This is a genomic window from Mesorhizobium waitakense (assembly GCF_056431085.1).
The window spans coordinates 297,207-309,397 of sequence record NZ_JBWKME010000016.1 but is presented as its reverse complement, the minus strand read 5'-3'; the positions used below and the strand labels follow the sequence as shown (position 1 = coordinate 309,397).

10 protein-coding genes are annotated in these 12,191 nt (G+C 64.2%); 1 reads left to right on the top strand and 9 read right to left on the bottom strand.

What is annotated here, in order from left to right:
* Positions 1–71: 71 nt before the first annotated feature.
* The 5 genes from AC07FD_RS04045 to AC07FD_RS04025 form a co-directional block, all read right to left on the bottom strand.
* Positions 72–1,046, bottom strand: coding sequence for an ABC transporter substrate-binding protein (locus tag AC07FD_RS04045; protein ID WP_478348746.1), 975 nt, complete (start codon positions 1,044–1,046; stop codon positions 72–74).
* 26 nt (positions 1,047–1,072) lie between these two features.
* On the bottom strand, positions 1,073–1,234 hold the full coding sequence (locus AC07FD_RS04040) for a hypothetical protein (RefSeq protein ID WP_478348745.1): 162 nt from the start codon (positions 1,232–1,234) through the stop codon (positions 1,073–1,075).
* Positions 1,235–1,482: 248 nt separating this feature from the next.
* Positions 1,483–2,247 (bottom strand): SDR family oxidoreductase, encoded by a 765-nt coding sequence (locus AC07FD_RS04035; RefSeq protein WP_477300694.1) that lies wholly within the window; start codon positions 2,245–2,247, stop codon positions 1,483–1,485.
* A 67-nt stretch (positions 2,248–2,314) separates the two neighbouring features.
* On the bottom strand, positions 2,315–3,193 hold the full coding sequence (locus tag AC07FD_RS04030) for a DUF427 domain-containing protein (RefSeq protein ID WP_478348744.1): 879 nt from the start codon (positions 3,191–3,193) through the stop codon (positions 2,315–2,317).
* Between the two features lie 2 nt (positions 3,194–3,195).
* A complete protein-coding gene (locus AC07FD_RS04025; protein ID WP_478348743.1) occupies positions 3,196–4,851 on the bottom strand; it encodes an ABC transporter substrate-binding protein in 1,656 nt (551 codons plus the stop codon).
* 113 nt (positions 4,852–4,964) lie between these two features.
* On the opposite strand from AC07FD_RS04025, the gene AC07FD_RS04020 reads away from it, so the two are divergent.
* The gene (locus tag AC07FD_RS04020) at positions 4,965–5,867 is read left to right on the top strand and encodes a LysR family transcriptional regulator (RefSeq protein WP_478348742.1); all 903 of its coding nucleotides are present in this window, start codon (positions 4,965–4,967) and stop codon (positions 5,865–5,867) included.
* Between the two features lie 30 nt (positions 5,868–5,897).
* On the opposite strand, the gene AC07FD_RS04015 is transcribed toward AC07FD_RS04020, so the two are convergent.
* From AC07FD_RS04015 to AC07FD_RS04000, 4 genes are read right to left on the bottom strand one after another with little or no spacing between them, the layout of a single operon-like run.
* Complete coding sequence (locus tag AC07FD_RS04015; RefSeq protein ID WP_478348741.1) at positions 5,898–7,928, bottom strand: dipeptide ABC transporter ATP-binding protein; 2,031 nt, start codon at positions 7,926–7,928, stop codon at positions 5,898–5,900.
* The gene (locus tag AC07FD_RS04010) at positions 7,921–8,799 is read right to left on the bottom strand and encodes an ABC transporter permease (protein WP_477283832.1); all 879 of its coding nucleotides are present in this window, start codon (positions 8,797–8,799) and stop codon (positions 7,921–7,923) included. Before AC07FD_RS04010 ends, AC07FD_RS04015 begins: the two co-directional genes overlap by 8 nt.
* Positions 8,796–9,749 (bottom strand): ABC transporter permease, encoded by a 954-nt coding sequence (locus tag AC07FD_RS04005; protein ID WP_478348929.1) that lies wholly within the window; start codon positions 9,747–9,749, stop codon positions 8,796–8,798. Before AC07FD_RS04005 ends, AC07FD_RS04010 begins: the two co-directional genes overlap by 4 nt.
* Positions 9,750–9,761: 12 nt before the next feature.
* Positions 9,762–12,113, bottom strand: coding sequence for a molybdopterin guanine dinucleotide-containing S/N-oxide reductase (locus AC07FD_RS04000; protein ID WP_478348740.1), 2,352 nt, complete (start codon positions 12,111–12,113; stop codon positions 9,762–9,764).
* Positions 12,114–12,191: the final 78 nt, after the last annotated feature.

Genomic DNA, 12,191 nt, shown 5'->3' with positions numbered 1-12,191 from the left:
GTCCTTCTGGAATATCAGGAATCGAGACCCGGCCGATCAACAGCCGGGTCTCATCTCTCCAGTCGGAACAATCACTGCGCCCAGGCTTTCCAATCTGCCTCGTGGGCAGCGATCCAGGCGGCCGCGACGTCTTCCGGCGTCTTGCCGCCGAGGTCGATCTCGCCGCTCATCTTGTTGAGCTCATCGGTGTCGATCGTATACGCCTTCGCCACCTTGTAGGCGACCGGCCATTTGTCCTTCATGCCGGACCAGGAGTACTTCCAGATCTCGCCATGCGGCTTGCCGCAATCATATTTGGCGTCCGGGTTCACGCCCCATTTCGGGTCATTGTAGCATTCGGGTGTGTATTCGGGGAACTGCACCCATTCGCCCTTGTACTTGGCCGGTGCCCAATGCGGCGAATAGATCCACAGCATGATCGGCGCCTTGCGCTGGTAGGCCGAGTCCAGCTCGGCGAACATCGCCGCGTCGGTGCCGGCATGGATGACGGTGAAGGGCAGTTTCAGCGCCTCGACACGCTCGTCGTCAAAGCCTTCCCAGGTCACCGGGCCGCCGAGATAGCGACCCTTGGGTGCGGTCTCCGCCGTCGAAAATGCTTCGGCGCATTTCGGGTCCTTCAGCGCTTCCCAATTGGGCAAGCCCGGGCACTTTTCCTTCATGTAGTCGGGAAACCACCACTCTTCCTTGGCCTTGGGCCCGAGCTTGCCGAGCCGTTCGGTCTGGCCGGTCGCGTCTGAGGCTTTCATGGCTTCGCCGGCGGTCGTGTCCCAGAACTCCAGGCCGACATCGAGGTCGCCATTGGTGAGGCCGGTGGTCAGGCTGGAGAGGTAGTCCGCGGTCGGGTATTCGACGGTATAGCCGAGCTTTTCCAGGATGCCGCCGAGGATCTTGGCGTTCAGGTTGACACTGGTCCAGTCGAACAGCGCGATCTTGATCGGGTCGTTGGATTCGGGTGCTGCGGCTTGGGCGGAAGGTGTCAGCAGGCTTAGGGACGCGAGCGCGACCGCGCCCATCGACAGTTTCGAGATCTGGCTGCGAAATGACATGCTTGTTCTCCTTCAAGCTGTGAAAATTATCGTTCGTTCCCTTCTTGCGGCTTTTCTTGATTGTGTTGGAAAGGCTGGTCGTTGCGCAAGGCCGTCGGCGCCGAATTGTCGCCCTGGCTTTGGCCAAGGCAGGCAAGACAGTGCTCAATTCTGCTGATGGTCGAATAGGACTGGAGGGTCAGCGTCATGGCTACCGACGGATCGCTGCGGAAGCGATCACCTGCGGATCAATTTCCAGTCTTGCGGCGCCCTGCAAGGTGCGAGCCATCAAGGTCCCATGATCTCGGCTGTCGGCCCGGCAAGCCCCATCTCGCCAGGACCGTTTCATAGGATGAAAGTATATATACCAACGTTCATGTCGTGCAACGACTAACGCCCGCGAGTTGCAAAATTTCAGACCCCAAGCGAAGTCGAGCCCGGTCGCCGATCTTCCATCTTACCAGCAGACATAGCCGCCATCGACAATCAGGTCGAGGCCGGTGACGAAGCTCGACGCGCGGCTGGCCAGGAACACCGTCGGTCCGACCATTTCCTCCGGCGCCGCCATGCGCCCCATCGGTGTGTCGCGCTTGAAGATCTTGACCTCTTCCGCCACCTCCGGCCGCTTGTTCATCGGCGTCAGCGTGTAGCCAGGGCTGACGACATTGACCCGCAGCCCGCGGTCGGCCCACTCCATGGCGAGGCTCTTCGACATGTGGATGACGGCGGCTTTCGAGGAGTTGTAGTGCGCTTGCGTCAGGCCCCGGTTGACGATGGTGCCCGACATCGAGGCGATGTTGATGATCGAGCCCTTGCGCCGCGCCAGCATCTTGCGGGCTTCGGCCTGGCAGGACAGGAACACGCCGGCGACATTGACCTCGTGCACCTTCTGCCATGTCTCCAGCGACAGCGTCTCGGCCGGTTCCGAACCGGCGATGCCGGCATTGTTGACGGCGACGGTCAGCGCACCGAGTTCACTCTCAAGGCGATCGATCGCCGTCGCGAGATCGCTCTGCGATGTCACCGTGCCGGTCAGCACCAGCGCCTTGCGGCCGAGCGCCGTGATCCGGTGAGCGGTTTCGTCCAACCCGCCTTTCGAAGCATGGCCGAAACAGGCGACGTCGGCGCCTGCCTCGGCCAGTCCGATCGCGATTGCCTGGCCGATGCCGCTGCCGGCGCCGGTGACCAGCGCGACATCGCCGTCCAGTTTGAAAAGATCCATCGATAGCCCTCCCTGCCTCGGAGAGGGTACGCGCTGAGCCGTGCTCCGATCAAGCGCTCTGCATCGTTCAGAAATAGCCGTCCGACGCGGCCGTGGCTTCCTTCGGGATTTCGACGCCGTCGACGAGGATCTTGTCGACCAGTTCGTGGTGGAAGCAGACCAGCCCCTTGATCCGCTCCGCCTCGTGCACCGGCTCTGGATAGTACCAGACGAGGTTCTCGTGGCGCTTGGCCTTGGTCGTCACGTGATAGTAGTTGGAGATGCCCTTGTAGGGGCAGCGTGAGATGTAGCGGCTGGGCGCAAACATATCGAGCCGCGTATCGGAGATCGGCAGATAGTGGCGCACCGGATGTCCGGTTTCGAACAGGAACACGCCACGGCGTGAATCGGCGACCTGCTCACCGTCGAGAATGACCTGCACGCGCCGTGACGACGGCAGGCAGTCGACGCGGCGGAACGGATCGCGGGCATGCACGAAGATCTCCTCGTCCTCCTCGAACCAGTGGCCCATCTTGCTCCAGTAGAACGACATGTAGTCGGCGAGCGGCGGGCTGCCCTTCACCGGATCGGCGTAGCGCCAGGCTGCGTCCTCGACCAGCGTCACGCCGGTGTTGAGTGAGTAGTGGGTCGCCACGCCCTTGAACGGGCTCTCGGTCGTCGTTGTGCTCGGCAACAGAAACTCTTCGCGCACGTCGCTCATCGGGAAATAATAGACCGGCAGGTGGTCGGACTCGTAGAGCACCAGCGCGTTGACCGTGTCGGCGACAATCATCGACCCGACCTGCACCCGCAGCCGCTTCTGCGTCGGCATGGTGAAGGCGACATAACCCGGCTCGAAATCATATTGGGTGATGCTGTCGAGCAGCGGAAAATGCGGCCCGCGGCCGCGCAGATGACGCTTGCGAATGGTACTCTCCCGGTTCTTGGTCTTGGTGATCACGTTCATGATCAGCCTATGGATACGCGATCGAGCAGCAGCCCGGCGGCGATCGGCGGCAGTCCGCTGACATTCTTGCGCACTGGTACCAGCAGGTCGGGGAAATAGCTGAAAATGACCGGCGTCTCGTCGAGCAGCAGTTTCTGGATGTCGGAAGCGGCGCTGCGCTGTGCGCCGATGTCGAGCGCCTTCAGATAGCTGGTGACCATGCCGTCATAGGCCGGGCTCTTGAAATGCGCCGCGTTCCAGGGGCCGTCGCTGACCAGCGGGCTTTTGAGGAAGACATTGGGCACGCTGCGATGCGCGTAGTCGGTGATGCCGAGCGGGCTGTCCAGCCAGTCCGACTGGCCGAATACCGCCTTGCCGTAGTACTTGTCCTGGTCCTCGATGTTGAGCGCGATGCGGGCGCCGATTTCCTTGGCGAAGTTCTGGAACAGCTGCGCGTAGCCGGGAATGTCGGAATAACGCAGCGTCGTCAGCGTGATGTCGAAGCCGCTGGCCACGCCGGCCGCTTCGAGCAGTTGTTTGGCCTTGGCGATATCCTGGACGCGTTGCGGCACCGTCTTGTCGGTCGCCGGGAAGGCAGGCGCGAACGGGCTGTCATTGCCGGTCGCCGCCATGCCGCGGCACAGACCATCGACCAGCTTGGAGCGGTCGATGCACAATGCCAGCGCCTGGCGCACGCGCTTGTCGGTGAAGGGGCCGGTGTCGCAGCGCATGTGCAGCTGGCGATGCGCGGTCGATGCCACACGCAGCACCGTGATGTCGGGGCTGTTCAGCACGACCTGGCTGACGTCGAGCGGAACGGCGTCGAGGATGTCGACCTCGCCGGCCTGCAGCGCCAGGATGCGCGGCTGCACGTCGCCGTAGAACTTGAATTCGAGACGGTCCGGCAGCGCCTTCTCGCCCCAATAGTCGGGGTTGCGTACGAAGGTCGCGCCGACCTTCGGCGTGTAGGTCTCCAGCCGGAACGGTCCGGTGCCCTCGAACGTCTTTTCGTAGTCGCCCTTGTAGCTCGCCGGCAGGATGACGGCGTTGTAATTGTCGATCGACACCGAATAGGGAAAGCTGCCGTTCGGCGCGTCGAGATGGAAGGCGACGGTATGGTCGTCGACCTTCCTTGTGCCGCCCTTCGACAGCAGGCCCTTGAACACCGACAGCGCGTTCGAGGCGCCGCTCGGATCGGCCAGCCGGTCGAAGGTCGCGACGACGTCGTCGGCCTTGAAGTCCTCGCCATTGTGGAATTTCACACCTTTGCGCAGCTTGAAGGTCCAGACGCTGCCATCCTCGTTCGGCGCCCAGCTTTCCGCCAGCACCGGCTTCAAGGTGAGGTCCGCCTGGGTGATGCAGAGAAACTCGGCGGTCTGGAAAACCAGCTGGTAGCTGCCGCTGTCATAATAGGTGACGGGATCGATGGCGCCGCCCGGCGTGGCCACGCCGGCGCGCACCGTGCCACCTGGCTTGCCCTCGGCGCGGGCCTGTTGCGTGCCGAGGCCGGCTGCCGCAACGAGGCCGCCGAGGAACGGCAGGGAGAGGCCAAGCACGCTGCCATGGCGCAGGAAATCGCGCCGGCCCATCCTGCCGGCGAGCAGTTCATCGACAGCGGAATTTTCGATTGCCGTGAGATTCCGGCGAGCGGCGTCGATCATCCTGAAATGCTTTGGCATGGCTGCATTCCTCGCTTGGCTTGGGGTTTGCCATCTAGTTCATTGTTGACTGCCGCCGCAAAGCGATATTTTTTGATAGGGGCCATCGAAATTTTCGATGCGAGGGGTGAGGCATGGACACTGAAAATCTGCGCAGCTTTCTCGAAGTTGCCGCCCATGGCAGCTTCACCGTCGCGGCCAGCCGGCTCAACCTCGCCCAGTCCACCGTCAGCGCGCGGATCCGGGGACTGGAGGAACAGTTGGGGCGCCGGCTTTTCGTGCGCGACCGCGATGGCGTGACGCTGACGCCGGCCGGCCGCCAGTTCCTGCCGCATGCCTCCTCCATCACCCGCACCTGGGAGCAATCGCGGCAGGACATCGCCGTTCCCGATGGCTACGAGACGCTGCTGCGGCTGACCGCCCCTGCCTATCTGTGGGACCGCATCACCTCGCCATGGGTCGACTGGATGCGCGCCAGGCGGCCGAACGTGGCGCTGCGCCTGGAGGGCAGTTTCCCGGATCTGGCGATCGACCAGCTGGCGGAAGGCCTGCTCGACATCTGCATCCTCTATCTGCCGCGCCCGCATCCAGGCATCGTCTACGAAACGCTGGCGGTCGACCAGGTCGTGCTCGTTCAGCATGCCGCGCAGACGAAGTCCTGGACCGAAAACTACATCCTCATGGACTGGGGGCTGGAATTCCGCATCGAGCACGACCGCGCCTTTGCCGGCATGGTCAAGCCGGCCATCTCGGCCGGACTGGTCTTCATCGGTCTGCAGCATGTGCTGTCTCGGCAGGCGGCGGCCTACCTGCCGCTCAGTGCCGTCAGCACGCATATCGAGCGCGGCGAAATGCGCCGCATCGACAACGCGCCGGTGTTCCAGCGCCCGATCTACCTTGCCTATCCCAGCAATCCGGTCTCGTCGGATGTCCTGGATGTCGCGCTCACCGGGCTGCGCTCGCTGGCTGGAGATTGGGCGGAAGGTCAGGGGTTTTCGGAAGGCGACCGTTCCCTGGGCATGACCGGCCAGATGTGACGGGTCAGGCCGTATCCATGGCCATGCCCGCTACGCCGGTTCGGTCACCACTTCCTTCTGCAGCCGTGCCAGTTCCTCGTAGGGGATATGGCAGCGGATCGAGTGGCCGGGCTGCGCTTCGCTAAGCGGCGGTTCCTGCTGCTCGCAGATCGCACCGATCTTGCGCGGGCAGCGCGTGTGGAACACGCAGCCCGACGGCGGGTTGGTGGCGCTGGGGATTTCGCCGTCGAGGCGAATGCGCGCCGTCTCGGTCTGATCGAGCTTGGGCACGGCCGACAGTAGTGCTTCGGTATAGGGATGATGCGGGCCGGAAAAGACGTCTTCCGACGGTCCGAGTTCCATGATGCGGCCGAGATAGAGCACGGCGATCTTGTCGGAGAGGTAACGCACCACGGCAAGATCATGCGAGATGAAGATGTAGCTGACGTCTTCCTTCGACTGCAGGTCGGCGAGCAGGTTGAGGATCGCCGCCTGCACCGACACGTCGAGCGCCGAGGTCGGCTCGTCGCACACCACGATGCGCGGGTCGCCGGCGAAGGCGCGCGCAATGGCGACGCGCTGCTTCAGGCCGCCAGAGAGCTGGCGTGGCTTGACGGCAAGATGCCGGTCGGTCAACCGGACTGAACGAACGAGGTCGTTGAGCCGAGCCTCGAGCGCCTTGCCGCTCAAGCCGGCAAGGCGCTTCAGTGCGCGGCCGATCAGGTGCCGGATCGAATGCGAGCGGTTGAGTGCCGAGTCCGGATTCTGGAAGACGATCTGCATCGCCTTGATCTGGTCGTCGCTGCGGTTTTCCAGCCGCGGCGCCAGCGCCTTGCCTTCGAGCACGATCGTGCCGCCGTCATCCGGCGGCACGAGGCCGAGCAGCAGCCTGGCGAAGGTCGTCTTGCCGCTGCCGGACTCGCCGACCAGCCCAAGCGTTTCGCCCGGGCGCAAATCGAGCGAAACGTCCTTCACGGCGCGCAGCGCGTGGCCATGGCTGGAATAGGTCTTGTTCAGCCCGGCGACGCGCAGCACCGGCACGGCTGCCGCCTTTGGTGCGGGCGCGACATCGCTCGGGGTTGCGCGCGGCAACGCCTGCGCCTTCTCGTGATAGAAGCAGCGCGACAGCCGGCCGCCCAGATCGTAGAGCGGCGGCAATTCGCTGCGGCAGCGGTCGTCGGCGAGCGCGCAACGGTCGGCGAACGCACAGCCCTTGATGTCGGCGCCGATGCCGGGCAGGAAGCCCGGAATGGTGTCGAGCCGACCCTGGTCCTTGCGCTGACCGCCGCGCGGCAGGCAGCGCAGCAGCGCGACGGTATAGGGATGGCGCGGATCGTTGAACACGACCTCGGTCGGTCCTTCCTCGACCAGCATGCCGGCATAGAGCACACCGACCCGGTCGCACATGTTGGCGACGACGGCGAGGTTGTGGCTGATGAACAGGATCGAGGCCGACAATTCCTGCCGGAGTTGTGCGATCAGGTCGAGCACCTCGGCTTCCACCGTCGCATCGAGGCCGGTCGTCGGCTCGTCGAGGATCAGCATCGACGGATCGTTGGCCAGCGCCATGGCAATCGCCACGCGCTGCTGCATGCCGCCGGAAAGCTGGTGCGGGTAGCGCTGCATGACGCTTGTCGGGTCGGAGATGCGCACCCGGTTCAGCATGGCGACCGCACGATCCTCGGCCGTCTTGCCTGTTATGCCGCCAAGTCCAAAAATCTCGGTCAGCTGGCGGCCGACGCGGATCGACGGGTTCAGCGCCTTGCCCGGATCCTGGTAGACCATGGAGACGCTCTCGGCCCGCGCCCGCCTGAGCGCCTCGGCATCCAGCTTCATCACGTCCTGGCCGTCGAGCGAGATCGCGCCGCCGGTGATCGAACCGTTTCGCGGCAGATAGCGCACGACGGTGAGCGCCACGGTGGATTTGCCGCAACCGGACTCGCCGACGAGCCCGTAGGCTTCGCCCCGACCGATGTTGAGGCTGAGGTTGCGCAGCACCGCGCGGTTGCGGCCGGCGACGCGATAGGCAACCGACAGGTCTCTGAGTTCGAGCGCGTTTTCTGCTTTCGTGGATTTAGTCATTGAGCGCTCCGTGAACGCCATCAGCCGCCAGGTTGACGCCAATCACCAGCGAGGCGATGGCCAGCGCATCAAACAGCACCGTCCACCAGAAACCGCCGCCGATCATGCCGTAATTGTTGGAGATCGACAGCCCCCAGTCGGGCGAGGGCGGCTGGATGCCGAAGCCCATGAAGGAGAGCGTGGCGACCGCGAAAATGGCATAGCCGAGCCGCACGGTGGTCTCGACCAGGATCGGCGGGATGACGTTGGGCAGGATCTCGACGAACATCGTATGCGCAGCACTTTCGTGCCTGAGCTGTGCGGCAGCGACATAATCGAGTTCGCGCTCGGCAAGCACCGCCGATCGCACCGTGCGCGCGATGATCGGCGCGAAGCTGAGGCCGATGACGACGATGACCGTCGTCTTGGATGTGCCGAGCGCAACGATGGCCAAAAGCGCGACGATGACCACCGGGATCGCCATGAAGGCTTCGAGGATACGGCTGACGACATCGTCGACGAGGCCGCGAAAATAGCCGGTGAGTAGGCCGAGCGCCGTGCCGGCCACGGTCGCCAGCAAGGTTGCCAGCGGGGCGACGGTCAGGATGTCGCGCGAGCCGACGATGACGCGTGAGAAGACGTCGCGGCCGATCTGGTCGGTGCCGAACCAGTGTTCGGCCGAAGGCGGCGCCAGCGCGTTGATGATGTCGTCGGCAAGCGGGTCGTAAGGCGCGAAATGCTCGCCGAACAGCGCGCAGGCAACCCAGAACATCACGATGGCGAAACCGGTCAGGAAGGTGCCGGAGCGCAGCAGCGACAAAAGCACCTCCGCCAGCGGGCCGCGCCTGCGCGTGTCGTCGGGAGTGGGGGAGGTGGTCTGGACGGCGCTCATTGATCTGACCCCAGCCGGATGCGCGGATTGAGCACTGAATAGAGGAAGTCGGCGACAAGCGTCGCCACGGCATACACGATGCCGATGGTGAGAATTCCCGATTCCAGCATCGGGAAATCCTTGCCGCGCGCCGCGGTGAAGATCAGCGAGCCGATGCCCTGGTAGCGGAACAGCGTCTCGATCACGACAAGGCCGCCGATGAGATAGCCGGTCTGCGTCGCGATGACGGTGATGGTCGGCAGCAGGGCGTTGCGCAGCACATGCCGCCAGATCACCGTGCGCCATGGCAGGCCCTTGAGCACGGCTGTTCGTGTGTAGTCGGAATCGAGCGCCTCGATCATGCCGGAACGCGCCATGCGGGCGATATAGCCGAACAGCACCAGGAACAGCGGCAGCGAAGGCAGGATCAGGTAATAGAGCTGGGTGAAGAAGCCGGCATTGCGCGGCCAGGCGGCCGATATCGGCAGCCAGCGCAGCCAGACGCCGAAAATCAGGATCAGGATGATGCCGGTGACGAATTCGGGCAGCACGGTTACCGACAGGCCGCCAAGGCTGATGATGCGGTCGAGCGGCCGGTTGAGGTTGAGCGCGGCAACGACGCCGCCGAGGATGCCGATCGGCACCACCAGCACGAACGCGACCGCCGCGAGCTTCATCGAATTGCCGAGCGCATCGATGACGAAGGGCGCGACCGGTGAGCGGAAGATGTAGGAAGTGCCCATGTCGCCCTGGACGAAGTTCGAGATCCAGCCCCAGTACTGCACCAGCAGCGGGCGATCGACTCCGAGCGTGTGATTGAGCGCGTCGACGGCACGCTGGTCGGCGAACGGGCCCAGTATGGCACGTCCGACATTGCCGGGCAGCACCTGGCCGCCCAGAAACACCATGATGCTGAGCAGGAACAGCGTCACCAGCGACAGCGAGACACGCCGGGCAAGGAAGGAGAGAATGGCATCGACTCCTTATGTAAGATCCATCGGCCAAGGCATGCCGGACACGTCGGGTAAACTCACTGTGACAGGCGGATCGAATGCTGTCACCGGGGGAACGGCTCCGTCAAATCGCGACACCTCGACCAGCGTCGAATTGCAGGTCGGCGATTGGGCAAGGCGCGACGTCCCCCGATCGGGTGTCAGCACATTCGGATTGCCATGCTTTTCCAGACTGTTCGGCTGTCCGGGCGAGGAGGGGTCGAACCATGCACCGGTGGGCAGCTGGACGACGCCTGGAATCAGGCCATCCGTCAGCACGGCGCCCGCGAGGCACGCACCGCGATCGTTGAAGACGCGCACGACCGTGCCGTCCAGGATGCCGCGCGCGGCGGCATCGGTAGGGTTGATCCACAGCGGCGCGCGGCCCGACACTTTGCCCGCCCGGCTCACCGAGCCGTGATCGTACTGGCTGTGCAGCTTGTCCGCCGGCTGCGGGGACAGAAGATGCAGCGGGAATCTGCTGGCAAGGTCGCTGCCCAGCCATTCCCGCGGCTCGCGCCAGACAGCGTGACCCGGACAGTCGTCATAGCCGAAGGAATCGATTGTCGGCGAGAACAGCTCTATGCGGCCTGATGGCGTCGCCAGCCGATGCCGCTTCGGATCGGCGCGGAAGGAACCGAGCAGTGTCTGCGACGTAACCTGCCGGGCAAGGTCGGCGTGGCCGTCATGCCAGAAACGGTCGAAGGGTGGCATCTCGACCCCGGCCGCGTCCGCATTGTCCCTGGCTTGCTCGTAAAGCACCCGGATCCATTCGCTGGCTCCGCGCCCTTCGGTGAAGGCTTCGCTGGTGCCGAGCCGGGCCGACAGGTCTGCAAAGATCCGATAATCGTCGCGGGCTTCTCCAACCGGGTCGATCGCTTGCTTCATGGCGACGACGAGGTTTTCCCGGTTCGAAAAGGCGAGATCGTTTCGCTCCAGCGGTGTGGTGACTGGCAGCACGATGTCGGCATGGCGCGCCGTCGCCGTCCAGAAGGGCTCGTTGACGATGATCGTTTCAGGCCGCCGCCAAGCCTCGACCAGCCGGTTCAGGTCCTGGTGATGGTGGAACGGATTGCCGCCGGCCCAGTAGACGAGCCTGATGTCGGGGTAGACAAGCGCGGCGCCGTTGAAGTCGAACGAGCCGCGCGGATCGAGCAGCATGTCGGCCATCCGCGCGACCGGGATGAAGTCCGGCACCTGGTTCCTGCCTTGCGGCACGGACGGCCACCGGAATCCCATCTCCGGTCTTCCGGCGCCATTTGTCGACGAATAGCCGAAGCCAAGGCCGCCGCCCGGCAATCCGATTTGGCCCAGCAGAGCGGCAAGCGTGATTGCCGCCCAATATGGCTGCTCGCCATGGTCGGCGCGCTGCAGCGACCAACTGACCATCATCATGGTGCGTTTGGCGGCCATTTCCCTGGCCAGCGCGACAATCTTTTCTGTGGCCACGCCGCTCAGGGCAGCCGCCCATCTGGGGCTCTTCGGCTGGCCGTCGCTTTCTCCCAGGATATAGGCCCGCACGACCTCGAAGCCGATGCAGTATCGCGCCAGAAATGTCTCGTCATGACGGGCCTCGGTGATGAGGACATGGCATAGAGCCAGCATCAAGGCGGTGTCGCTGTTTGGCCGAAGCGGCAGCCATTCGGTCTCGACGCCGCGCGGGGCATCGTCGCGCACGGGCGAAACGTTGATCAACTGGGCGCCGTTGCCGACGGCGTTGCGCAAGGCCGCCGACGCTTCGTGACGTGCCGCGCCGCCCCCCTGTATCTGCGCATTGCGCCAGGGCAGGCCGCCAAAGGCGACGATCAACTCGCTATTCCGTTCGATCCCGTCCCAGGTGGAATGATTGCCCGTCAGGCCATCGGTCCCGCCAAGCACGTGCGGCAGGATGATCTCGGCAGCGCCATAGGAATAGCTGAGGACCGAGCTTGTATAGCCGCCGATCGTGTTGAGGAAACGGTGGACCTGGCTTTGGGCATGGTGGAATCGCCCCGCACTCGCCCATCCGTAGGACCCCGCATAGATCGCGGCATTCCCATGTTCAACGCGAATTCGGTCCAGTTCGGCCGCCACGATATCCAGTGCGGTTTCCCATGGGACTTCGACAAAGGGTTCGCTGCCGCGCCCGCCCTTGGCGCTGGACCTGTCCCCCTCCAGCCAGCCACGCCTGATGGCGGGACGGGAGACGCGCAGGTCACCCTGTACCGTACCAAGCATGGATTTGCCGATCGGCGATGGATCGGGGTCGCCGCTCCATGGCTCGACGCCGACGAGCCTGCCGTTCTCGGCACGGACTTCGTAAGTCCCCCAATGCATGGTGGTGAGCAGGGTCTCGGACTCCATGGGACAATGATAAATCGCCCGTAACGCGGGGTTTCGCGTCAGGCCGACGCGCAGCGCCTTGCCTCGCCTTGCAGCGAA

What these genes read in the sequence shown, in the direction of transcription:
- AC07FD_RS04045 (WP_478348746.1), bottom strand. Translation starts at nt 1,046, where the DNA reads ATGTCATTTCGCAGCCAGATCTCGAAACTGTCGATGGGCGCGGTCGCG.
- AC07FD_RS04040 (WP_478348745.1), bottom strand. Translation starts at nt 1,234, where the DNA reads ATGACGCTGACCCTCCAGTCCTATTCGACCATCAGCAGAATTGAGCAC.
- AC07FD_RS04035 (WP_477300694.1), bottom strand. Translation starts at nt 2,247, where the DNA reads ATGGATCTTTTCAAACTGGACGGCGATGTCGCGCTGGTCACCGGCGCC.
- AC07FD_RS04030 (WP_478348744.1), bottom strand. Translation starts at nt 3,193, where the DNA reads ATGAACGTGATCACCAAGACCAAGAACCGGGAGAGTACCATTCGCAAG.
- AC07FD_RS04025 (WP_478348743.1), bottom strand. Translation starts at nt 4,851, where the DNA reads ATGCCAAAGCATTTCAGGATGATCGACGCCGCTCGCCGGAATCTCACG.
- AC07FD_RS04020 (WP_478348742.1), top strand. Translation starts at nt 4,965, where the DNA reads ATGGACACTGAAAATCTGCGCAGCTTTCTCGAAGTTGCCGCCCATGGC.
- AC07FD_RS04015 (WP_478348741.1), bottom strand. Translation starts at nt 7,928, where the DNA reads ATGACTAAATCCACGAAAGCAGAAAACGCGCTCGAACTCAGAGACCTG.
- AC07FD_RS04010 (WP_477283832.1), bottom strand. Translation starts at nt 8,799, where the DNA reads ATGAGCGCCGTCCAGACCACCTCCCCCACTCCCGACGACACGCGCAGG.
- AC07FD_RS04000 (WP_478348740.1), bottom strand. Translation starts at nt 12,113, where the DNA reads ATGGAGTCCGAGACCCTGCTCACCACCATGCATTGGGGGACTTACGAA.